The sequence below is a fragment of the Phyllobacterium sp. 1468 genome, assembly GCF_031455525.1.
GTDB lineage: Bacteria > Pseudomonadota > Alphaproteobacteria > Rhizobiales > Rhizobiaceae > Phyllobacterium.
This window is the reverse complement of sequence record NZ_JAVDSX010000002.1, coordinates 551,450-573,947: the sequence shown is the minus strand read 5'-3', so window position 1 is coordinate 573,947 and position 22,498 is coordinate 551,450. Positions and strand designations below refer to the sequence as shown.

Annotated in this window: 18 protein-coding genes; 9 read left to right on the top strand and 9 right to left on the bottom strand. The window is 55.4% G+C overall.

Annotated elements, in window-relative coordinates; translation table 11 throughout:
• The 3 genes from J2X72_RS08200 to J2X72_RS08190 are packed head-to-tail and all read right to left on the bottom strand — an operon-like array spanning position 1 to position 3,840.
• Positions 1-588, bottom strand: coding sequence for a sarcosine oxidase subunit gamma family protein (locus J2X72_RS08200; RefSeq protein WP_310070567.1), 588 nt, complete (start codon positions 586-588; stop codon positions 1-3).
• Entirely contained in the window at positions 581-3,568 is a 2,988-nt protein-coding gene (locus tag J2X72_RS08195; protein WP_310070564.1) for a sarcosine oxidase subunit alpha family protein, read from the bottom strand. Before J2X72_RS08195 ends, J2X72_RS08200 begins: the two co-directional genes overlap by 8 nt.
• Positions 3,565-3,840, bottom strand: coding sequence for a sarcosine oxidase subunit delta (locus J2X72_RS08190; protein WP_210000697.1), 276 nt, complete (start codon positions 3,838-3,840; stop codon positions 3,565-3,567). The genes J2X72_RS08195 and J2X72_RS08190 overlap by 4 nt, the downstream gene beginning before the upstream one ends.
• Before the next feature lie 435 nt (positions 3,841-4,275).
• On the opposite strand from J2X72_RS08190, the gene J2X72_RS08185 reads away from it, so the two are divergent.
• From J2X72_RS08185 to J2X72_RS08160, 6 genes are all read left to right on the top strand, one after another.
• Positions 4,276-4,539 carry a hypothetical protein gene (locus J2X72_RS08185; RefSeq protein WP_210000705.1) on the top strand — a complete coding sequence of 88 codons (264 nt, stop codon included), beginning with the start codon at positions 4,276-4,278 and terminating at the stop codon, positions 4,537-4,539.
• Between the two features lie 220 nt (positions 4,540-4,759).
• The gene (locus J2X72_RS08180; RefSeq protein WP_310070559.1) at positions 4,760-6,199 is read left to right on the top strand and encodes a UbiA family prenyltransferase; all 1,440 of its coding nucleotides are present in this window, start codon (positions 4,760-4,762) and stop codon (positions 6,197-6,199) included.
• Positions 6,196-7,521, top strand: a complete 1,326-nt coding sequence (locus tag J2X72_RS08175) for an FAD-binding oxidoreductase (RefSeq protein ID WP_310070557.1) — start codon at positions 6,196-6,198, stop codon at positions 7,519-7,521. The genes J2X72_RS08180 and J2X72_RS08175 overlap by 4 nt, the downstream gene beginning before the upstream one ends.
• Before the next feature lie 84 nt (positions 7,522-7,605).
• Positions 7,606-8,028, top strand: a complete 423-nt coding sequence (locus J2X72_RS08170) for a transporter (protein ID WP_310070554.1) — start codon at positions 7,606-7,608, stop codon at positions 8,026-8,028.
• 14 nt (positions 8,029-8,042) lie between these two features.
• Complete coding sequence (locus J2X72_RS08165; RefSeq protein ID WP_310070552.1) at positions 8,043-9,053, top strand: NAD(P)-dependent oxidoreductase; 1,011 nt, start codon at positions 8,043-8,045, stop codon at positions 9,051-9,053.
• 12 nt (positions 9,054-9,065) lie between these two features.
• The gene (locus J2X72_RS08160; RefSeq protein WP_310070549.1) at positions 9,066-10,505 is read left to right on the top strand and encodes an aspartate aminotransferase family protein; all 1,440 of its coding nucleotides are present in this window, start codon (positions 9,066-9,068) and stop codon (positions 10,503-10,505) included.
• 48 nt (positions 10,506-10,553) lie between these two features.
• Here the strand turns inward: J2X72_RS08160 and J2X72_RS08155 are convergent, their stop codons facing one another.
• The gene (locus J2X72_RS08155) at positions 10,554-12,239 is read right to left on the bottom strand and encodes a hypothetical protein (protein ID WP_310070546.1); all 1,686 of its coding nucleotides are present in this window, start codon (positions 12,237-12,239) and stop codon (positions 10,554-10,556) included.
• A 282-nt stretch (positions 12,240-12,521) separates the two neighbouring features.
• On the opposite strand from J2X72_RS08155, the gene J2X72_RS08150 reads away from it, so the two are divergent.
• Together J2X72_RS08150 and J2X72_RS08145 are read left to right on the top strand one after the other, a co-directional pair.
• Complete coding sequence (locus J2X72_RS08150; protein ID WP_310070543.1) at positions 12,522-15,038, top strand: FAD-dependent oxidoreductase; 2,517 nt, start codon at positions 12,522-12,524, stop codon at positions 15,036-15,038.
• 182 nt (positions 15,039-15,220) lie between these two features.
• The gene (locus J2X72_RS08145) at positions 15,221-16,021 is read left to right on the top strand and encodes a DUF1194 domain-containing protein (RefSeq protein ID WP_310070541.1); all 801 of its coding nucleotides are present in this window, start codon (positions 15,221-15,223) and stop codon (positions 16,019-16,021) included.
• A gap of 1 nt (position 16,022) precedes the next feature.
• Here the strand turns inward: J2X72_RS08145 and J2X72_RS08140 are convergent, their stop codons facing one another.
• Positions 16,023-17,021: a GlxA family transcriptional regulator gene (locus J2X72_RS08140; protein ID WP_112528712.1), complete on the bottom strand. Its 999-nt coding sequence runs from the start codon at positions 17,019-17,021 to the stop codon at positions 16,023-16,025.
• 221 nt (positions 17,022-17,242) lie between these two features.
• On the bottom strand, positions 17,243-17,503 hold the full coding sequence (locus tag J2X72_RS08135) for a hypothetical protein (protein ID WP_310070534.1): 261 nt from the start codon (positions 17,501-17,503) through the stop codon (positions 17,243-17,245).
• A 140-nt stretch (positions 17,504-17,643) separates the two neighbouring features.
• On the opposite strand from J2X72_RS08135, the gene J2X72_RS08130 reads away from it, so the two are divergent.
• Positions 17,644-18,552 carry a LysR family transcriptional regulator gene (locus J2X72_RS08130; RefSeq protein WP_112528708.1) on the top strand — a complete coding sequence of 303 codons (909 nt, stop codon included), beginning with the start codon at positions 17,644-17,646 and terminating at the stop codon, positions 18,550-18,552.
• A 133-nt stretch (positions 18,553-18,685) separates the two neighbouring features.
• On the opposite strand, the gene J2X72_RS08125 is transcribed toward J2X72_RS08130, so the two are convergent.
• The 3 genes from J2X72_RS08125 to J2X72_RS08115 all read right to left on the bottom strand — a co-directional run bounded on the left by J2X72_RS08125 (position 18,686) and on the right by J2X72_RS08115 (position 22,408).
• On the bottom strand, positions 18,686-19,408 hold the full coding sequence (locus J2X72_RS08125; protein WP_310070530.1) for a copper homeostasis protein CutC: 723 nt from the start codon (positions 19,406-19,408) through the stop codon (positions 18,686-18,688).
• Positions 19,405-20,319 carry an ROK family protein gene (locus J2X72_RS08120; RefSeq protein WP_310070527.1) on the bottom strand — a complete coding sequence of 305 codons (915 nt, stop codon included), beginning with the start codon at positions 20,317-20,319 and terminating at the stop codon, positions 19,405-19,407. Before J2X72_RS08120 ends, J2X72_RS08125 begins: the two co-directional genes overlap by 4 nt.
• 61 nt (positions 20,320-20,380) lie before the next feature.
• Positions 20,381-22,408, bottom strand: a complete 2,028-nt coding sequence (locus J2X72_RS08115) for an ASKHA domain-containing protein (RefSeq protein ID WP_310071044.1) — start codon at positions 22,406-22,408, stop codon at positions 20,381-20,383.
• Positions 22,409-22,498 lie beyond the last annotated feature (90 nt).

The window sequence follows — 22,498 nt, the reverse complement described above, 5'->3', positions numbered from 1 at the left end:
CTATTCCACGCGGTAGCCGACTTCCCCCGCCGCGTGTCCTAACGTTTGCCAAAACGAGCGAGCAAAGGTGCGGAAGACGTAAACATCGAAAGTCTCGTCATCGATCCGCTGTATATTGGCGTGAATATCGTGATGCAGCGTGGCGCGCCCGTAGGCGATAGGGAAGGCATGCTCGGAAAAATCGATGGCGAAGAGTTTCGATAAGATCCATTCGGAGCGCGGACCGCTGATCCGAATGACGGTGCGGCCATGGGTAAGGTCAACCATCGTCCCGAGTTCCGGAGAGATGGCGGAGCGCAACCTTGATTCGAGATCAGGTGTAGCGCTGACGACAAAATAACGACCGGGCGCAAAGCCAAAGACAGATTTTTCGCCTGCAACGCGGCCGAGCGCCGGCTTATTCTGAAGAACGAGACCCGTTGCACTGCCGATTGCGGTCAACACGATGGGAATCGTATCCGGCCAAGCTGTGACCTGAATGATCGACAGGTTTTTTCGCTCGCGCAGTGTCACGCCAACACCGGCAGCGGAATTGCCGTGATCGCCTGGAATGAAAGTTGCGCCGAGTGGAGATTGAGATTCAGCCATGCATCCGGGTTCCTTCTGGATCGAACATGTGATGACTGACGATCTCTACCGCGCAATGTTTGTCGCGGAGCAGGTCCGTTGCGAAGGCGCGATTGCCGATCATCGACGTCCCGTGCTTGACCAGTGCGAGCGCGATATATTTGCCGAGCGCCGGTGAGTAACAGGCCGCTGTGACGTGACCAAAACTGTCGGCGGGTTCGCGCGGATTAGGGTCGGTTACGATGTGGCTGCCACCATTGATCGATTGATTGTCGAGCGAGATCAAACCCACGAGCGACAAGCGGTTTTCATCCTTGATCCCTTCACGATTGATCATGGCGGAGCCGATATATGGCTTCTTCTTCGACAGCATCCAGTCGAGATGCAGGTCATGCGCCGTGGTTCTGCCGTCAATTTCGGCACCGGTGACATGACCTTTTTCAATACGCAGCGTCCCGAGGGCTTCAAGTCCGTACGGGATGATTTCAAAGGGCTTGCCGGCAGCAAGGAGCGCTTCCCAGACGCGTGTCCCATATCCGGCGCCGCAATAAACTTCGTAGGCAAGCTCACCCGAGAAAGACAGGCGGCAGATCATGACTGGAACGTCGTCGATCTTGCTGTGAACGATACCCATGAAGGGCAGGCTGTCATTATCAACTTTTGATCCAGTCACGCAGGCCTCAAGTACAGCGCGCGACTTTGGACCAGAGATTGCCGAACCCGCCCATACGTCGGTGACCGAGGTCAGGTGGACCCGCAACTCCGGCCAAATACAGTCGAGATAATATTCCAGATGTTGCATGACAGGGCCGGCGTTGGCGGTCGTCGTCGTCATCAGGAACTGTGTTTCGCCAAGGCGCCAGGTTGTGCCGTCGTCGAAGGCAATGCCATCTTCGCGCAGCATCAGACCATAGCGTGCCTTGCCTACCGGCAGGGTGGAAAACATGTTGGTGTAAACGCGGTCAAGGAATTCCGCCGCATCGGGACCTTGTATGTCGATTTTGCCGAGGGTTGAAACATCGACGATGCCGACACTCTCACGAACTGCCCGCGCCTCACGTATATACGCCTGTTCGATTGTTTCGCCATGGCTGGAATAAATCATGGGGCGATGCCAGAGGCCCGCTTCATAGGTCTTCGCACCGTTTGCCAGATGCCAATCATGCATGGGCGTCAGTCGATGCGGACGCAAGTCTCCGTATCGTTCGCCAGCCAAAGTACCTAGCGAAACCGGCGTGAATGGCGGACGGAACCGTGTCGTGCCCGCATCGGGAATCGAGATGCCGCGCACGTCAGCCATGATCGCAAGGCCGGGAACATTAGAGGTCTTGCCCTGATCGGTCGCCATCCCCAAGGTGGTATAACGCTTCAGGTGCTCGACAGAGTGAAAACCTTCGCGATAGGCGAGGCGAATATCGTCAGCCGTGACGTCATGCTGAAAATCGACGAAGGCTTTCTGGGATTTAACGGCGGGCTCAATTTCAAACACAGGTGCAGGAGAGGAGTCCAGCATCGGCGCTTCAACCGGAGGGAGAATGAGCCTGCTCTTGGCGGAACCCTTGGTTGCTGCGTCGGACATGACGCTGATCGTATCCATGTAGCCGGCTGCGGAACCAGTCATCACCCAGTTCTGGTTTGGCTCCGGCGGCAGGAACGCTTGAAGATCCTCATCCCATTCAGGCTTGCCACCTGCCTGACTTGCAAGGTGGATGGCGGGCGACCATCCACCCGAAACACCAAGACAATCGGTCTTGATTTCGCGAGGCGCGCCTGAGACGCGGCCGGTCTGCGCGTTGAAATGCTGTACCGAGATCGAATTCAGCGTCTTGCCGGCATGGGTCGCTGTAACGGCATGACCGAGCAACAGCTCGGCGCCGGCTACACTCGCGATATCCCTGCATGTGCCCGATACGTCAGAGCGAACATCGATTATGGCAATCACGTTGACGCCGGCAATCGAGAGCGTTCGTGCCGCGTCATAGGCGCTGTCATTGTTGGTGAAGAGCGTGACATTGTTTCCCGCTGCAACGCCATATTCGACCGCATAGCGGCGCACGGCATCGGCGAGCATGACACCTGGACAATCATTGCCGGGAAAAACGATCGGCCGCTCGAATGCGCCAGTCGCCAAAATCACCTTGCCGCTGCGGATTACCCAATGACGCTGGCGTGGCATCCCCTTGGTCCGGTTCGGCTTGTAATCGGAAACATGTTCGACAGCCGTGAGAACATTGCCGTCGTAGTAGCCCCAAACGGATGTCCTGGTCAGAAACCGGACATTTGGTAGATTCGCCAAAGCGTCAGCCTTTTCGCGAGCCCAAACGGCAGGGTTGCGTCCATCGATCATTTCACCGGAGCCAAGCAGTGAACCGCCAGGCAGCGGGCGTTCCTCCGCGATGATGACGCGCGCCCCCGTTGCGGCGGCCGCTTCGGCCGCAATCAGGCCGGCAGGACCACTCCCGACGACAAGGACGTCGCAAAAGGCGTTCATGCGCTCATAGCGGTCCGGGTCGGCGGCCGTACCTGCTTTGCCAAGTCCGGCTGCCCGGCGGATGAATTTTTCACAAAACATCCAGAAGCGTGTGCCTCTCAGCGGGCCGATCGCCGGTCCCATGAATGTCTTGTAATAAAATCCCGCCGAGAACAGGGGCCCAGCCAATTGGTTGATGGCCATAAAATCATGTTCCAGCGACGGAAAGCGATTTTGACTTTGGGTGACCAGACCGTCAAAAATCTCAAGTTCCGTAGCCCGGACGTTCGGCTCGCGTACATCGCCAGAAAGAACCGTGACGAGGGCGTTAGGCTCATCACTACCAGCGGCGAACACGCCGCGCGGGCGATGGTATTTGAACGAGCGTCCGAAAAGCGTAATGCCATTGCCAAGGAGCGCCGAGGCTAGGGTGTCTCCGGGATGTCCGCTATAGGCTTTACCGTCGAACGTGAATCGGATGGATTTGGAGCGGTCGATACGCCCACCCTTCGATAGCCGCGAACTTGTCATGAACGGCCACCACTTACAGTGTCGCGCGCAAATACCGCCGATGAAATCGTATGCGTTGCCATATCCCGGGTGACAAGGAGATGCTGGCGGCAACCTCCAGAATGAAGCCAGAACTCTCGATGGAGACCGCTCGGGTTGGTGCGATCAAAGACGTAGGAATTCCACGCGTCCTGATCGATGGATGCCGGATCTGGACGTTTACGCGTTGCATCGCCTTGATAGGTGAACTCGATGACATCCCGAGGTCCGCAATAGGGGCATTTGATTATCATGATCTCATTTGTCTCGATGGCGAAACGAGTGACTCGCGAGTAGTTTGCTTCAAGGACCAATCAACAGAATGTGTCGCGACCGGTCAAGGTTGACGACGGGAATATAGACGTTGGGATTGCTCATTAAAAAAATACTTCGCGCCCCGATTATATTCTTCATTATAGTGAGGCTACCGTCAAATTATCATCCGCATCGTAACCATAACGTCAGGCAATGTCGCTCCGCCGACTGGTTCGGGTGAGTGAATTGTTGCATCCAATCGTCTGGATCATTGGGCATATCCACAACAGAAAACCGGGCAATGATGGTTACGGGGTCGCCCAGCTCGAAAAACCCCCGGCCGTTCAGTTGCCGTTCAACTTGATCCCGTTATAACTGTTATCAACGAGCCAGTTGGGGTTCCGTAACAGAGGCGGTGGAAGCACCGTAGAGATATGAACAAGTTTGTTGTTGCCGTTCTTTTGTCTGCCGTTTCAGCGGGATCAGCATTTGCCGCCAGCGTTAGGAACGATGAGGCCAGCGCTCAGACTATCGTTGTTACCGAGGGCTCGAGCAAAACCGAATTGCAGGTCGGCGCCGGCGAAACTGTCGAGTTCTGCAATGGCGGTTGTTTCGTTACCTTTCCGAACGGTGACCGCGAAGCCTTGAAAGGCGGTGAGACCGTTGAAATCAAGGGCGGTAAGGTTTCCATCAAGTAGGCTTAGCGATATGCAGCATCACACACGGAGTTTACGAACCGGCGGGAATCAATTTTCGGCCGGTTTTTAATGCTTCATTCACTGTTGATACTACTTTTCAGGTTAACTTTCGCGCGGCCAAATCAACTTCACTTTTCATTTTTACTTTCCCGATAAGTCATCGACTGATAGGCAATTCTTGCCGGCTCGAATAGGCGCATGATTTCAGGGATATGTTGTGGTGGATGCTCGTTCTGACAGCAAGACTGTTGACCTCGTAGTAGATCTCGACGGCACGCTTATAGCCACTGATCTTCTATGGGAAAGTACGTTTCAACTGCTCAAACAGAACATGCTGTATCTCTTTTGTCTGCCCCTTTGGGCTCTAAAGGGAAAAGGTCATCTCAAACATCAGATATCGCTTCGCGTCGCGATTGACCCCGCAACACTCCCTTACCGCGGGGAGTTCGTCGCTTACCTTCGAGAGGAGCACCGCAAGGGCCGAAGGCTAGTGCTTGCGACCGGCGCGGCGCGCAAGTTCGCCGAGAGTATTGCCGCATATCTGGGTTTTTTCGACGCAGTCTACGCGACCGATGAAGCGCGCAACCTGACGTCTGTGCACAAGACCAAATTTCTGCTCGACACTTTCGGCGACGTCAAATTTGCGTACGCGGGGAACAGCCGAGCGGACGTTCCGGTGTTCGATGCAGCAAGCGAAGCGGTGGTTGTGGCACCGGATCGGGCCGCAGAGAAATGGCAGCGTACACATTCTGCGAAACTGTTTGAAGCGCCGAAGACCGATTGGAAGACCTTCGCCAGGATGTTACGCGTGCATCAATGGATGAAGAACACGCTGATTTTTGTTCCGCCGATACTCGATCACGAGATCATGAACTGGCAGATTCTCACCAACTCGATCATTGCATTCTTTGCTTTCTCATTCGCCGCTTCGGCGATCTATATCGTCAACGACCTGTTTGATCTTCCGTTGGATCGCCAGCACGCGCGAAAGAGGAATAGAGCTTTTGCCAGCGGCCTATTCTCTATTTCCTTCGGTCTGCAAATTGCTGTCGCGCTGCTTGTCCTTGCCGGTCTGCTTGCCACGCAACTGCCTTGGGTGTTTAGCGCCGTGTTGCTGGTCTATCTCATTTCGACGACGGCTTATTCGCTATCGCTGAAGCGGATGTTGCTGATTGATGTCTTGACGCTGGCAGGCCTCTATACGCTCCGAATTCTTGCGGGCTCAGCGGCTAGCCAGATCGAGGGTTCATTTTGGCTGCTGGCGTTTTCGTCGTTCTTCTTTCTTTCACTCGCGCTCGTCAAACGCTATGTCGAACTGCAGAACACGGCACTTGTCGAGAAGAATCGCATCGCCGGCAGGGGTTACCGACAGGCCGATCGAGAAGTCGTGGCGCAATGCGGCGTCTCGTCAGCCTTTGCCGCTGCTCTCGTCCTGGCTCTCTACGTCAATAGCGATGCTGTGGTTAGTCTCTACTCATATCCTTGGCTGATTTGGCCACTTTGTCCGATCGTCCTTTATCTCAACATCCGCATCTGGATTCTGGCCCATCGCGGTGAGATGCATGACGACCCTGTCGTGTTCATCATTTCCGATTGGCGCAGTCAGATCGTTATAGCCATCGGCGCGGCGCTGCTGCTTTATGGTGGCATGCGCTCATGATGGCTGGCTATGACAGTTTCGGGCTTGTCGACAGTCGTCCCCGTGCTGCGATCTCGCTCGATGCTGCGCGGCGAATTTTCGAAAGTGGTGATCCCAAGCGGGATGGGTTTCTGCCATTTGGCAATGGCAAATCCTATGGCGACAGCTGTCACAATGATCGTGGCACGCTGGTCGATATGCGAGGGAGCGACCAGCTTATCTCATTCGACCCGCAAACGGGTTTGCTCGCCGCCGAAGCTGGCCTGATGCTGTCGCATATCATTGCGCTCGCGGCGCCGCACGGGTATTTCCTGCCTGTGACACCAGGCACGCGTTTTGTTACATTGGGCGGTGCGATCGCGAACGATGTGCATGGCAAAAACCACCATCGCCGCGGCACGTTTGGCCGCCATGTCGAACACTTCGACCTGTTGAGGTCCGATGGAACGGTCGTCACCTGTTCTGCATCGATGAATTCAAAATTGTTTGCCGCGACAATCGGAGGGCTCGGCCTAACAGGCATCATCCTTTCTGCCAGCATCAGATTGATGAAAGTGGATTCGCTTGATGTGGTCGAGTGCGTCAAGCCGTTTGCAAGCCTTGCTGAATATTTCCAACTGGCGCAGCAGGCCGACAACGACAATGAATATGCCGTTGCCTGGGTCGATCAGTTGAGTTCAGGGAGACGTGCAGGACGCGGCCTTCTTCTCACAGGGAATCATGCGGACAATGGAAATTTTGAGGCTGCAACGGAAAAATCAAGGGTGGGCGTGCCTTTCGAACTTCCCATATCGGCACTTAACTATCCGAGCCTTAAATTATTTAATGCCTCATACTTTCATTTGCAAAGCCGCAAGCGGAAACCTCATCTCACCAGCTACCAGCCCTTCTTCTATCCACTCGACCGCGTCTCGAATTGGAATCGGCTTTACGGAAGGAGCGGGCTGTATCAGCATCAAAGCGTCATTCCGAAAGATGCCGCCTCCATTGTAATTCCGCAGATGCTGGCCGCCACGCGCGAGGCGGGACAAAGCTCATTCTTGACGGTACTCAAACGCTTCGGAAATGTCGCTTCACCCGGGATCATGTCTTTTCCGCAGGCGGGTTATACGTTGACGGTTGATTTTCCCAATCGCGGAGCGCGCACATTGGCACTGCTGGAGCGCCTCGACAGTATGACGATCGATGCGGACGGGCGGGTCAATCCCTACAAGGACCAGCGCATGAGTTCCGCAGTGTTCAAAGCCGGATTCCCGGGATGGCAAGAACTGGAGAAGGAGCGGGATCCCGCATTCAACTCCAATTTTTGGGCGCGGACTGCGTTGGCAGGTGGAACCGTTTGATGCATCCAATTTTAACGATGTGCTTGGGGTCTTTTCAACGCAGCTTTGCTATGCACTCGACGAACTAGAGAGGGCCGTTCTGACATGACAAAATACATTCCATTTATCCTGTTCACCGTCATGACCAATGCGGCGGCGCAAGTCATGCTGAAATACGGCATGATAACGCTGGGGCCGATCAGCTTCAGCGCAGATACGATCATCCAGAGAATAATCCAGATCATTTTCAACCCTTGGGTTTTCGCCGGATTGACGATGTTTGTTATCTCCATGGCCTCGCATCTTTATGTGCTTTCCAAGGTCGATCTATCCTTCGCCTATCCGTTCCTCAGTCTGGCTTATGTGGCCGTCGCATTGTTCGCCTGGGCAGTGTTCAAGGAGGAACTTGGAACGTTCAAGATTGCGGGCATCGCCTTCATCATGCTCGGAACCATTCTGATCGCCCAGAGCGGACGTCATGAAACGCCCGGCGAGCAAACGCCACCAGCTTCCACAACATCCTCGTAAGTGAGTTCGGGTAAATGAGACACGTTATTTTTGGAGGCGACGGTTTCGTCGGGCGGCATCTGGCTCCCAAGCTGATTGCCGCGGGAGAGGAAGTCGTTGTGGCGGACATCGCCAAGAGCGATCTTTCCCACTATGGCGATGTACACTTCGTCAAATGCGATGTGACCGAACCGAATTCCATCGCCGCGGTCGGGATCAAGGCCGACGACATGATCTACAACCTGTCAGCCAAGATGCTTTCGCCGTTGCAGGTGCGGGCGAAACGGCATGATTTCTTCTTTCCGGTCAATTACTTCGGTACCGAGAACATTATCAAGGCGATGGACACGGCGGGTGCCAGGAAGCTCGTACACTATACCACCGACATGATCTATGGCCACACCTATGTCTGGCCCCAGACCGAAGACCACCCGGCGGCGCCGCTTGGCGAGTATGGCATGTCGAAACTGAAAACCGAGGAACTGGCCGCAGAATGGCGCATGCGCGGAATGAATATCTCCCTGTTCCGCCCACGCCTGATCATTGGCCCGGGCCGGCTTGGTATCCTCGAAAAGTTGTTCAAATTGGTGGACTACAACCTGCCGGTACCCATGATTGGCTCCGGCAAGAACCCTTATCAGTTCATTTCGGTGTTCGATTGTGCCGAAGCGGCACGTGCGGCATGGAAGGCTGGCGTGCCAAACGAGGCATACAACCTCGGCTCACTGAACCCACCGCCCGTCCGCAAATTGCTCGGCGATCTTGTGAAATTCGCGGGATCGAGATCGATCCTGCTACCAACGCCCGCCTGGGCGGTAAAACGCACACTGGACTTCTTCGACTGGATGAACAAGCCGATCATGGATCCGGAACAATATCTGATTGCGGACGAAATGTGCGTACTCGACGTGTCGAAAGCGGAGCGTCAGCTGGGCTGGGTACCGCAATATCGCGATGAGGATATGCTGATTGCAGCATATAAGGAATATCGCAATATCAAAGACGGCCGAGCCGTGCAGCAACCATCGTCGATAGCGGCGGAATAACGGGGAATGGCGATGAACAAGGTTACAGCACAGCACGAGGCGGTCCAGGGACTCATAGGAAAGCCAGATCTGCTCACGGTCGAAGAAGCCAAGGCCATGACGCTGCCGCGCATGACCGAGCTTTTCACCAAACATCTCAATCCAGGCCAGCTGCATTTCATGAAGCTTCTCGGTTTTCACAAGGTGAAAATCGACCGCGCGGAAGGCATGTACTATTACGATCAAAACGGCCGCGCCATTCTCGATTTCTTTGGCGGCTTCGGTTCTCTTGCTTTCGGCCATAACCACCCGCGGATTGTCGGGGCGCGAAAGAAGTTCCAGGATGAACAGCGTCAGGAAATAGCAATTGCCTTCATGTCGCAATACGCGTCCGCCTTGGCACACAACCTTGCCGCTTGCTCACCCGGCGATCTGGATATGGTATTCCTTGGATCGTCCGGATCAGAGGCAATGGAAGCGGCGCTGAAGGTCGCCGAGCGCGCCGCCGGCCCAAAAAAAACCAAGATTGTTTACGCCGAGAATTCATTCCACGGCAAAACCAAGGGTGTTCTTTCCATTACCGATGGAGGGCTTTATCGCGGTGAATTCAAACTGGTGGAAAATACGGTTCGTGTTCCTTTTGGCGATATTGACGCCGTTGAGAGTGCTTTCCGCTCCGATCCTGAAATCGGTGTCATTGTGCTGGAAACCATTCAGGGCGGTGGCGGCATCATTCAAGCGCCGAAAGAGTACTGGCAAAAGCTGCGCGCGCTGTGCGATCGGTATGGCGTGCTTTGGGTTGCCGATGAGGTCCAGTGCGGCTTTGGGCGCTCGGGCCGGTTTTATGCTTTCGAACATGCCGGCGTTGTGCCCGATGTGACCGCCTTGGCCAAATCGTTGGGCGGCGGCAAGGCGGCTGTCGGCGCGATGATCGCCCGGCGCGAAGTTTATATGAAAGCCTATGGCACGCCAAAGACGGCTATGATCCACGCCATGGCCACATTTGGCGGGATTGGCGAGGCCTGTGTCACTTCAATAGAAGCGATGAACATTCTTTACGACGAGCACCTGATCGATAACGCTGCAGCAACTGGCGACTATCTGTTGCAAAAGCTCGAAGAGCTGAAAGTCAAATATCCGACGATGATCAAGGACGTACGTGGCAAGGGCCTGATGGTCGGTCTCGAATTTCACGATTTCTCCAAGACGGTTCCAATGGTGTTGCGCCCCGTGCTTGCTGTGCTGGATGACAAGCTGAAGGGATCGCTTCCGGGCTTTATCGGCAGTCACCTCTTGCGCGATCATGGAGTGCTGGTCGCATTTACCGAGTACAATCGAAATGTTATCCGCCTAGAGCCGCCACTCATTTGCGGCCGCGAACATGTGGACGCCTTCATCGAGGCGCTCGATGAAGTTCTCTCCCGCGGTATCGTTCGTATTGTCAAAGACTTCGTCAAAGCTCAGGTAAAGTAAGTCCAGAATTCTACGTAAAGAGCCGGGAATTGGTCCGGCTTGCTGCTGTCAGGATTGGCCGGAAAGTTTTATCCCTGGCCTCAGCAGCAGATCCCAGCAATCATCAAGCTTCACGACAATCCGGTCTACCAAGGCTTTTTCATAGATACGCTGCAGGGAAAGCCGCGCGCTGGTTGTCGGGCAGGACGGGCGCAGAACGCCGTCCGTCTGGCGCAGAGAGGTTTCTTCCGCTTCTGTAAGAACACCGACGGTGCGGAAGGGGTCGGCACCAATCTGAACATTTCGGGTTGCGTCGCGATCGAGTATCCATGGAAACGGATTGACGAAATCGAGCGTCATCAAACTGTTCAAATGGACACCATTCGTGCTCTCGAACTGCTTGAGCGCTTTGACAGCGCGATCGGCGGAGACCACCCAGAACATCTGGTAGTCAAGTTCAGAATAGAGCTGCCAGCTCGGCAGTTGTCCCGCCTCCGCCAGTTGGCGGTAGGCCCCGGCATTGGAAGCGTAGTGGGATTCCAGCAGGTTCACCCGTTCCATGATATCCTTGCGGGTAGAAACGAGGCCCATCGTTTTTACATCACTGACCGGCGCGTCCACATAGGTCGGCGCCACAGCGACAAAGCGTAGGGTGCCCTGCATAATCTTGGTGATCGTCGGGATCGCGGTAAACCCTACCAGACAATAGACTATGAGCCGGCGTCTTTCGGGCAATTCCGGTGTTCTGCGCAGCGCGGCGAGAAGAACCGGCCAGAGGAAGATGAATTCCTGGCTGCCGGTATTCTGCGTCTCAAGGAATATGCCCGCGACCAGCGTAATCCCGATCCACAGCCAATCGCGATCGAGCAGCGCCGCGATATTCGCTGTTGCCGGTTTTTGGCGCAGCGTGCGCCAACGGTCCGCAAGGGGACGCCAATCCAGCCAGAACAGGAAAAGTATCAGACCTGCCGCCGCAAGGATGACGTCGAGTTTGATTGAAAAAACAGTCAAGAAGCGAGGCAGAAGCAGGCTCTCATTCATACTGACCAGCGCTGCGATGCTCTCGACATAGGCAGACACCATTCCATGATTGAACTCGAGTATCAGAAGAGCGACGGTGAAGACGGACAATGCCAGCAATACATGGCGCCACCGGAGACGGCCCGAGAGGATCGCATAGAGACCGATCAACCCGCCTGCCAAAAAGCCGGTTATCTTGGTGAAGAACAATGCAAGCATCGATATTGCTGCGATGAGGGCGAGCTTTCGGCTGTCTGGCAAGAATACGAGTGCGCTGACAAGGACATAGAGCAGCAAGGAGGTGTGGCGATTGTAAATGCCGAAACCATTGACGCCGGGATAGGAATGAAAGCTCTGTGTATTGGTCGGGCACAGCGCAAAAACAAGAAATGGAAGAAGGATCGCGAAGGCGACCTTTCGGCTCTCCTTGTCAATTTCGGCAATAATGATTGCCATCAAAGGTGCGGCAGAAATCAGCACGGACCATTGTGCAATCAACGTAGGTTGCCCGCCGGGGAAAAGTTTCTGAAGCCAGTAGAACTGATAGTATTCGAGGGCGCCGACGGGTGCGAGAAAATCCACAGCCGGCACTTGGCCGAGTCTTATGCGCTGGGCTGCATCGAGATAGATATAGGTATCCCAATACATCGGACCGATTGGGATGACCAAGGGCAGTGACAAGAGAACAACAAGGACCACCAGAACAAGCGCGAGCAACACCAATGGTGAGAACATTTGTGCTGAGGTGCTGGTGGAGCTTCTGGAAATATCCGGCATTAGACTTCGACTCAGGTTCCGCGCGTGACCCTATCCTTAGAGCTTTAATCCTCCACATTGCGTTAAACGCCTCCCGGAATTTGTCGAATGCTCCTATAAAATACGCCCCGTTTAGCTGGCGTCGCGGCGTGTTTTCGCCATGTCGCAAACAGGCCTTAGCGATGGACATGCGAAACGCCATAGTGCAAAAAATTGTGGGAGCCGTTCCGGCCATCGATCGATACCAAAGGACAAAGTGAAATGAAGACTGAGGCGCGTGTTGTCGTTATCGGCGGTGGGGTAGTCGGTGTATCGACACTCTATCATCTGGCCAAGAAAGGCTGGAGCGATGTTGTCCTGATTGAGCGCAAGGAACTGACATCCGGTTCAACCTGGCATGCTGCCGGACTTTTGCCCTTGTTCAATATGAGCTATTCGGTTGGCCAGATTCATAAATATTCGGTCAAATTCTATCAAGAGCTGCAAGAAGAGACCGGCATGAATGTCGGCTTCACCAATTGCAGCAATATTCGCCTTGCTCGCACGAAGGATCGCTGGGACGAATACATGTATTATGCGGGCGTGGCAGAAACGATCGGCGTTCCGGTGAAACTCCTGACACCCGAGCAGGTCAAGGAAATCTGGCCGCTTGCGGAGATGGACGGCATTATTGGCGCAATCCAGCATCCGGAAGACGGTTATATCCAGCCGGCGGATCTCACGCAGGCGCTTGCCAAGGGTGCGCGCGATCGCGGCGCAACCATATACCGCTATACGACCGTGCTTGGCATCGAACAATTGCCGTCCGGCCAATGGCTGGTAAAGACCGACAAGGGTGACATCACCGCGGAACATGTGGTGTCCGCAACCGGCAACTTTGCCCGCAAGACCGGCAAAATGGTCGGCCTCGATGTGCCGGTTATTCCCGTCGAACATCAGTATATCGTGACCGAGCCACACCCGGCAATTCTCGAGCGGAAGGCAAAAGGCCTGCCCGAAATGGGTGTTTTACGCGAAAGCGACAGTTCCTGGTATATGCGTGAGGAAAATGGCGGCTTGCTGCTCGGACCATATGAGCGGGGCGCGCCCGTCTGTTACGTGGACGGCCCCTCGGATGCCAGCGAATATGAACTGTTCCAGGAAGACCTCGACCGCCTCGAACCGCATATCGAAACTGCGATCGCGCGCGTCCCGGCATTTGGTGAAGTCGGTATCAAGAAGGTTTACAATGGCGCCATCGCCTATACCCCCGATGGCTCGCCCATCATTGGACCTGCGCCGCGCCTAAAGAACTTCTGGTTGAATGAAGGGCACTCCTTTGGCGTCACCGCTGCTGGCGGTGCCGGTTGGCAGCTGGCCGAATGGATCGTCGAAGGAGAACCGTCTATCGACATGATGGGCGTCGATCCACGCCGTTTCGGTCCTTACGCGACCGAGGGGTACCTTAAAGAAAAGAATGAAGAGGCCTATGCCGAGGTCTTCTCGGTCCATTATCCAGACGAGGAGCGAGGTGCTGCCCGGCCGTTAAAGCGTTCGCCTTCCTATGATCGCCAGAAGCAACTCGGTGCCGTGTTCGGGACTGTTTATGGCTGGGAGCGCGCCAATTGGTTCGCACCGCAAGGTTACGGGCTTGACGTTGCCAAACTCGACAAGCCGGATGTGTTGATGAATCACAACCATCCGAAGCCTGATGCCGACGGCAAGGTCAAGGAGCTCTGGTCCTTCCGCCGCTCCAACTATTTCGAACATGTCGGTCACGAGATCAAAAATGTGACGAACAATGTCGGACTTCTCGACATGTCGGCTTTCGCCAAGATGGAAGTGTCCGGATCAGGTGCCCGGGCGTGGCTCGACTCGATTTTGGCTAATCGCATTCCGAAAAAGCAGGGCCGCATCGCGCTTTGCCATCTCTTGACGCCGCTTGGCGGGGTTCGTTCGGAATTCACCGTCTACGAGTGGTCCCCCGGGAAATTCTATCTTGTCTCGGCGGGGGCTTACGAAAATCACGACCACGATTATCTGCACAAGCTGCTGCCGGACGATGGCTCGGTCACCTTGCGTCCTATTACGCAGATGTATGGCGTTCTCGTACTGGCGGGACCCAAGAGCCGCCAGGTTCTGGAGAAACTAACGCGTGCCGATTTGTCCAATGAGGCGTTTCCGTGGCTTTCCGGCAAAGAGATCAGCGTCGGTACTGCAACGGCGCATGCATTGCGCGTCAATTTCGTTGGGGAGCTTGGCTGGGAACTGCACCATCCGATTGAACAGCAGAGCACTATCTATGATCTGTTGCTCGAAGCTGGCGCTGAATTCGGTATCAAGCCTTTCGGTATCCGTGCAATGACGGCGATGGCGATAGAAAAGTCATATCGCTTGATCCCGCGCGAATTGTCTATCGAATACAATGCGTTTGAAAGCGGTCTTGATCGCTTCGTTCATCCCAACAAGGGAGATTTCATCGGCCGCGATGCTGTGGTCAAGGCGCGTGAAAACGGGTTGAAATGGAATTTCGTGACGCTCGAAGTGCTCGTTCCGGGTGTATCGGATGTCGATGCGCGCGGCAGCGAACCGATATATGTGAAAGGTGAACTTGTTGGCCGTGCCACTCATGGCGGCTTTGGCTGGCGCCTCGGTAAAAGCATAGCACTTGCGATGGTAAAGCCTGAATACTCTGCTCTCGGCACTCAGGTCGAGATCAAGATATTGGGAAAGACACACAATGCGATCGTGATTCCGGAATCGCCGTTTGATACCGAAAATGAGCGCCTGAAGGCCTAGACCTGTCGAAAACTGATTTTGAAAAATGGCGCCAAAAGGGCGCCATTTTTTGCTTCGGTGCCTTTGTTCAACAGAATGTGATCGCGCTGGAAGTCGCTTTGCGTTCCTGCGATTTGAGTTACACTTCATGCATGTCATCGCGTATGAAGACTCTTTGTAGTTTTCTGTCACTGGCAGCTTTGTTGGCCAGTTTTTCAACGCGTGCACAAGCAGCGGATACCGAGGTTGATGTCGAGTTGGTTCTGGCCGTCGACGCATCCCGATCCATGGAAACCTTCGAGCAGAAGATCCAGCGCGACGGTTACGTCGCTGCGCTCCGACGCAAGGAGGTCGTCGATGCCATTCGCGACGGTATTCACGGTCGTGTAGCCATTACTTATGTGGAGTGGGCCGGATCGAACGTACAACGAATCATCGTTCCCTGGACGCTGGTTGATGGCGCCGACTCTGCGGAAAAACTTGCGGATGCGCTCGATCAGCCTATACCCGCGACGCAAAGTCGGACATCGATCTCCGGGGCTATCGATTTTTCCAGTACTCTTTTCGACAACAATGGCTTCAAGGCGTCGCGACGAGTTATCGATATTTCAGGCGACGGCGCGAACAACAATGGTCGCCCAGTGGCTGACGCTCGTGATCAAGCGATTGCCAAGGGCATTACGATCAACGGGTTGCCGTTGATGACGCGTGGGGACTTCTACTCCGACTGGGCCGTGAAGGACCTCGATCTCTATTACAGCAGCTGCGTTATCGGAGGACCAGGTGCTTTCATGGTTCCAGTTAATTCCTGGGATCAGTTTCCGGAGGCCGTTCGCCGGAAACTGGTATTGGAGCTGGCGGGCGATACTCCTGCCATGCAGAAGGCAGATTGGCTGCCGTCACAGACGTTGCCGCTGGTCCTGGCCCAGGACAAGCCGCAAATCGATTGCCTTTCAGGCGAGCGAATATGGCAACGGCGGATGCAGGACTGGGAATCGAGATGAGCTACGCTGCAATCAACTGCTTGCGGTCAGCGCGTTCCTGCTGCGGCGAACGGCCGTAAAGTTCGCGGTAGCATTTGGAAAAATGCGATGCCGATACAAATCCGCACGCAACTGCCACCTCTACGATCGGCATTGACGATTGAATCAACAGATGCCGGGCACGGTCCAAACGGATCTCCAGATAGTAGCGGGCTGGCGAGCGCCCCATTTCCTGGCGGAACAGTCGCTCGATCTGGCGACGGGAGAGGCCAACATGGTCGGCAATCTCGATCAAGGACAATGGCTCGGAAAGCCGTGCTTCCATCAATTCGATTATTGTCAAAACCTTGGAATTCTGCACGCCGAGACGTGCGCGCAACGGCAGTCGCTGACGGTCGTGCGGGCTGCGCACGCGATCGGTCAGTGCCTGTTCACAGACACGATTGACGATATTGTCGCCGAAATCATCGCCGATGAGCTTGAGCATCATGTCGAGCGCGGCGGTCCCGCCGGCGCAGGTGTAGATGTTGCCGTCAACCTCGAACAGGTCGGCGTATACATCGGCCTTTGGAAAGGCCTCAGCAAAACCCGGGAGATTCTCCCAATGGATCGCGCACCGCTTGCCAGAAAGGAGTCCTGCCGCTGCGAGAATATGCGCCCCGGTGCAGAGCCCGCCAACAGCGACGCCGCGGTTGAATTCTTCGCGAAGCCAGGCAAAGACTGATTTGTTGTGGAATTTCTCGACGTGAATACCGGCGCACACAAAGACCATGGATGGTCTTTCCTCGCCGGTCAGATACCGCCTCTCGTCTTCCAGTGATGTGTTCGCGGCGCATTCCACACCGTTCGAGGCCGTGACAGGCTTCGCATCAACAGAGGCAAGACGCCAGCGATAGGCTTCATATCCTAGCATCCGGTTTGCGATGCGCAGTGGCTCGATGGCTGTCGCAAACGCGATCATCGAGAAATTCGGCACGAGAAAGAAAACGAATGAGCGCTTATTGAGACCAATGTGATCCATGGTAATTCCAGGTTCCCGTATCTGGCTTTAAGGCCATGTCGCAACTGAAGTAACAACTTCAACTTACGGGCGTGGTCTCTAGAGCTTTTTTTCAGATAGAACCATAGAATTATTCTAAATGGAAGGGCGTAAACCTGTGTCGCAAAAGCGCAGGTATCACATATGATAAAAGGGAGCAGATAGACCGTTATCTGCTCCCTTAAGTTGATTGCTTCATGATTTTACGACCGCGAGTTCTTCAGCTGATTGCATTCGGTGACTTGGCGCTCATAGAGATCTGGCCAGCCGATGTCGCAACGCATATTTTCCGGCAAGCCGTCAAGTGCCATTTCCGTAGCGCGTAGGCGGCGTTCCCGGACAAAAACATCGCGGGCGGTTCTGATTCGTGCGGCCAAATGAGTCGTGTAATGCGCGACATAGACTGCAAGCCGTTCGGCGAAACTTCTCGTATCGCTGTGATATAGGTTATTGCAAGTGCTCATTTTCCTTCTCCTTTTTTCAACAAGAGCATCATTGTGCGTGATGTCCCTCGATCAACTTGACTATCGCTCCAAGTTGATGTTCAATCAAACGGAATTACGAAACACTATGTTTCAGAAAAATTGATGAAGGAGAATGCGCCATGTCAGCCCCGATGCATCATCCCATTCCGATCCTCGACCTGGATGTGTTGCGTACCTTTGCAATGATTGCCGAAACAGGCAGTTTCTCGAGCGCTGCAAATGCCGTGTTTCGTACCCCGTCGGCTGTTTCCATGCAGATCAAAAAGCTGGAGGAGACCTTAGGCCACGTGCTGCTGGAACGGGATGCACGTTCGGTTAAACTGACACCAAGCGGCGAGGTTCTCCTTGGTTACGCAAGGCGCATGCTGGCGCTCAATCGCGAGACAGTGGCGAAATTTATAGCTCCGACGGTTTCCGGTGTCGTGCGGCTCGGTGCGCCAGACGATGTCGGCGAGCGGGTACTTCCGTTTGTCTTGAAGCGCTTTGCGGAATCTCATCCGGATGTAACCGTCGATGTGGTCATCGACCAAAGCAATAGTCTGCGCAAACGCCTTGATGAGCAGCGTCTCGACGTCACTTTGGTCAATGTCAATGAGACACTGGCCAAGATGGATGACATAGAGGTTCTCATGACCGAGGAGATCATCTGGGCCGGCGCCAAATGTGGGACGGCACATGAGCGCAACCCACTGCCGCTTTCAATGTGGGAAGAGGGGTGCATCTGGCGCGCCAACGCGATCAGTGCGCTGGAAAGTGCAGGCCGTGAATATCGCGTTGCCTATATGAGTGCCCATACGATGGGGCAGCGTGCGGCAATCGTCGCTGATCTTGCCGTTGCACCTTTTTCGAAATTCCTTTTGGAAGACAACATGGTACAGCTCGGCGCCGAGCACGGTTTGCCACCGCTCGGCGAATCCAGGCTCGGCATGCTTGTTGCGAAAAACGCGGGTGCGCATGTCAAAGCTGTCGCGCAGCATCTGCGGGTTTATTTCGAGGGATATGAGCGGACGGGCAAGCTTAGCTGCTAGAGACCTTTGCCAATCCATCTGACGACCATCTGATGCGATTGTCTGCGCTTGCCATGCTCACGGACAAATAAGTCCGCTGCGCTTCGGTTCTCGAAACCATAGCAGTTGATCAGGCCGAATTCCCAAAGGTCTCTTATCTGCTAGCGCAATACTGTTTCAATGCCCTGACGAGCTCAAAACTGGTCTGCTTCTGTGACGCACTTTCGAAGCCGAGCCGCTTTGCTTCTTCGCTCAGCACGGGCACGGCCGATGCGCAAGATGAGTGGATTTCTTCAAGCGGAATGCGGTCCCGCAGAGCACCGATATTGCCAATGTTGACACCGGAACCGGGCATGATCTTGATTCGGCCCGCCGCAAGTTCGAATGTTGCTTCCAGGTCGTCGATCCCATCAAGCGCGGTCAGTGATCGTCCCGAAGTCAAGATTCGCTCAAATCCGAGCTCGATCGCCATATTGACGGCCTCAGAAAGATCGGGGACGAGATCGAATGCGCGATGCAGCGTAACACCAAGACCGCCGCATTGCCTGATGAGGCGTTCGAGCGTCGTATGGTCCAGCTGGCCATCGGGGAGGTTGGCGCCGAAAACCACACCAGCAAGTCCAGCGGAGCGCATCACATCGATCTCGCGCAGCATTGCGTCAATGTCGCCTTCATCAAAAACGAAATTGCCCGGACGAGGACGGATCATGGCGTAAACGGGAATGGGGGAGACAGCAGCCTGTCCGATCAGTCCCGGTGTCGGCGTCAAACCGCCTAGCTCCAGCGCTGAACAGAGTTCAATGCGGTCGGCGCCTCCCGTGATAGCGGCTGCCAGACTGGCGGGGCTGTCCACGCAGATTTCCAAAAGGATGCTCATTTTGAGATTTCCATCAACCCAAGAACGCCAGCACCGATCAGACCGGGTTCGATCTTCAATTCTGCAGGAATAACCAGTGGTTTATCGGTTTTCCGCAGAATACGTGCTCGAACTGCCTCATCCAGGCGCTTGATGAGCTCCACAGAATTGGCAAGTCCCCCGCCAACGGGCACGATAGATGCGCCAACAATGTTGATCGTCATCGCGAGCGGGCCGCTGACGATATCGATATAGACTTCAATAGTACGTTCAGCGGCTGCGTCACCGGCGTTCCATGCCGCTATAATCGCTGTGCTTGGCAAATCAACACCATGCAGGTGAGCGTGCAGCCTTTCCAAGCCACGCGCAGCGCCGACCGCATCAACGCAACCGACCTGGCCGCAGCCGCAGGCATAGCGCGGAATGGCGACGGGCGGATTACCCGCAAGCGTGGCCGAAACCGGGCCGTGGCCCCATTCGCCGGCAAAGCCGCCAGCCCCCTCATGAATCTTGCCATCGATAATGATGCCACCACCGACACCGGTGCCGAGGATGACACCGAAGACGACGCGGTGTGCACGTCCAGCGCCGACGACTGCCTCAGAGAGTGCGAAGCAATCGGCGTCATTGGCGACCCGTACTGGCCTTTGCAGCTTCTCGCTGAGATCGGCAACCAATGGACGGCCATGAATGCATGGAATATTGGCGCAAGTTATCTTGCCCGAATCGGAATCAACCACCCCCGCGATGGAAATCGATATCAAGCTCCTGTGGTCAGCGCCTCCATCCGCCGCGATCTTTTCGATGGCTGACGCAAACGCATCAAAATCGTTCAGCGGCGTCGGGATTTTCGGTAGCGGCCTTATATCTTCAGGCGAGTAGGCGATTGCGCCCTTGATGGCAGAACCGCCAATGTCAAAGCAGGCTATCATGGCATGTTGTTTCCGGAATCAATCATGGATGTTGATAGCGGAATTTGCCAGCCGGACAAAGTTAATCGCGATTACGCCGTGCTGCGCGTTCTTCGCGTGCCCTGCGACGTGGAGTTGCATCGCCAGCGACGCCATCCTCGCTGACATTCTTGCGTGGGGGCAGCGTTACGGCCTGCGACAGTTTGGGGAACGGGTCGATCTTGTTCGGCATTGCCATGGCGTTCACGAAGAGTTGCTGGAAATTCGGCTCCAGTGCAGTCTCTATCTTCTCGATGTTGGCGACTTCTATTTCTATCTCGCGACGATGGTTGCGGTTAAGCAACGCCATCAGCGCGCCCGTACCCGCCGCATTGCCCACAGCCTTCACTTCGGACAACTCGCAGTCGGGAATGAGGCCGAGTACCATGGCATATTTAGGATCGATGAAAGAGCCGAAGGCGCCCGCAAAGCGAATCGTGTCGACCGTGTCGACGCCCTGCTTTTCCATCAGCAGCTTCACACCGGCATAAAGGGCCGCCTTGGCGAGTTGTATGGCACGGATATCGTTCTGCGTGACGGTAATGCGCGGTTCACCGTCACGCAGGAGGTAGGAGAAGGTGCGCCCATTAGCGATGATGCGCGGGCTGCGCTCGGCCATCGTACCATCGACGACACCGTCTTCTGAAATGACGCCGGCAAGATACATTTCCGCGACCACTTCGATGATCGCCGAGCCGCAGATGCCCGTGACCCCAGTCGTCTTGGCGGCTTCGTCGAAACCTTCCTCGTCGGACCACTTGTCAACGCCAATGACACGGAACTTCGGTTCGAGGGTCTGGGGGTCTATGCGAACACGCTCGATAGCGCCTGGGGCAGCGCGTTGTCCTGACGAAATTTCGGCGCCTTCAAAAGCAGGGCCCGTCGGGGAGGAAGCGGCGACCACGCGGGTTCTGTTGCCGAGCACGATCTCGGCGTTGGTGCCGACATCAACGAGCAGCATCATCTTGTCTTGCCGGTACGGCCCTTCCGACAGCGTTGCGCCCGCTGCATCGGCACCGACGTGGCCGGCAATGCAGGGCAGCATATAGAGGCGGGCACCGTGGGCGACCTCGATATCGATCTCGTGCGCCCAGTACTGCAGCGGCCCAGAGACGGCAAGCGCGAAGGGTGCCTGGCCAAGTTCGGTCGGATCGATGCCGAGGAACAGATGATGCATGATCGGATTGCCGACGAAGACACAGTCGAAGATATCGTGCCGGTCGACATTGCCTTCCGCGCACACCTTGCCGATGAGCTTGTTGACTGCCTCGCGGACAGCCTTGGTCATTGCCTCGCGCCCGTCGGGATTCATCATCACGTAGGAAACCCGACTCATCAGGTCTTCGCCAAAGCGGATTTGCGGGTTCGATGTGCCGGAGGATGCGACGATGCGGCCAGACAGCAACGAAACCAGATGCATAGCGATGGTTGTTGAGCCGATGTCGCATGCTATGCCGTAGGCTTCGTTCTTCAGACCAGGGTACAAACCGATGATAAAGGGCCGCGAGGAATCCATGTCACGGTGGATGGCGGCGGTCACGCCCCAGTTGCCCTTGCGCAAAATGCCCTGAACCTCGGGGATCAGATGCGGTGCGATGAGCAGATTCTTCCAGCCCCAGTCTTTTTCCAGCACGGCTTTCAGGCGATCGAGATCGCCCAGAGGTTTGTGCATATCGGGTTCCTCGACCTCGACATAGCAAAGCTGCACCGCCGCATTGCGCTCGATAACGCGGTCAGTGGCGGCTTTGCGGATCACCTGCGCGTTGACCTGGACATCCTGGGGTACATCAACGACGAGATCGCCCTGTATCGTGGCGGAACAGGAGAGACGGCGCCCTGCGGGCAGGCCGCGGACCCGGTCATAACGATCCTCCTTCGGACCTCTGGGGGATATGTGGTCGAGCGAGGAGACGATCTTGTGCTTGGCAAAACTGCCTTCCTGCACTTCGACCTGGCAGCGTCCACAGGTTGCACGACCGCCGCAGACGCTCTCAACGTACACGCCAAGGGTACGTGCGGCCTCCAAAATGGGTGTACCGACGGCGAAACGTCCGCGCTTACCCGATGGCATGAAGAGTACGAGCGCTTCTTTTGCCGACGCCTCTGGTGTTTTGACGGGTGCGTTCACGATCGATACTCCAAAACTTTCAGGCGAGGGGCA

Bases quoted from the DNA above. Each gene is read 5' to 3' on its own strand.
- J2X72_RS08165 (WP_310070552.1), top strand. From the start codon at position 8,043: ATGAGACACGTTATTTTTGGAGGCGACGGTTTCGTCGGGCGGCATCTG.
- J2X72_RS08200 (WP_310070567.1), bottom strand. From the start codon at position 588: ATGGCTGAATCTCAATCTCCACTCGGCGCAACTTTCATTCCAGGCGAT.
- J2X72_RS08130 (WP_112528708.1), top strand. From the start codon at position 17,644: ATGTCAGCCCCGATGCATCATCCCATTCCGATCCTCGACCTGGATGTG.
- J2X72_RS08120 (WP_310070527.1), bottom strand. From the start codon at position 20,319: ATGATAGCCTGCTTTGACATTGGCGGTTCTGCCATCAAGGGCGCAATC.
- J2X72_RS08175 (WP_310070557.1), top strand. From the start codon at position 6,196: ATGATGGCTGGCTATGACAGTTTCGGGCTTGTCGACAGTCGTCCCCGT.
- J2X72_RS08185 (WP_210000705.1), top strand. From the start codon at position 4,276: ATGAACAAGTTTGTTGTTGCCGTTCTTTTGTCTGCCGTTTCAGCGGGA.
- J2X72_RS08155 (WP_310070546.1), bottom strand. From the start codon at position 12,239: ATGTTCTCACCATTGGTGTTGCTCGCGCTTGTTCTGGTGGTCCTTGTT.
- J2X72_RS08150 (WP_310070543.1), top strand. From the start codon at position 12,522: ATGAAGACTGAGGCGCGTGTTGTCGTTATCGGCGGTGGGGTAGTCGGT.
- J2X72_RS08195 (WP_310070564.1), bottom strand. From the start codon at position 3,568: ATGACAAGTTCGCGGCTATCGAAGGGTGGGCGTATCGACCGCTCCAAA.
- J2X72_RS08170 (WP_310070554.1), top strand. From the start codon at position 7,606: ATGACAAAATACATTCCATTTATCCTGTTCACCGTCATGACCAATGCG.
- J2X72_RS08140 (WP_112528712.1), bottom strand. From the start codon at position 17,021: ATGGATCACATTGGTCTCAATAAGCGCTCATTCGTTTTCTTTCTCGTG.
- J2X72_RS08160 (WP_310070549.1), top strand. From the start codon at position 9,066: ATGAACAAGGTTACAGCACAGCACGAGGCGGTCCAGGGACTCATAGGA.
- J2X72_RS08125 (WP_310070530.1), bottom strand. From the start codon at position 19,408: ATGAGCATCCTTTTGGAAATCTGCGTGGACAGCCCCGCCAGTCTGGCA.
- J2X72_RS08135 (WP_310070534.1), bottom strand. From the start codon at position 17,503: ATGAGCACTTGCAATAACCTATATCACAGCGATACGAGAAGTTTCGCC.
- J2X72_RS08115 (WP_310071044.1), bottom strand. From the start codon at position 22,408: ATGCCATCGGGTAAGCGCGGACGTTTCGCCGTCGGTACACCCATTTTG.
- J2X72_RS08190 (WP_210000697.1), bottom strand. From the start codon at position 3,840: ATGATAATCAAATGCCCCTATTGCGGACCTCGGGATGTCATCGAGTTC.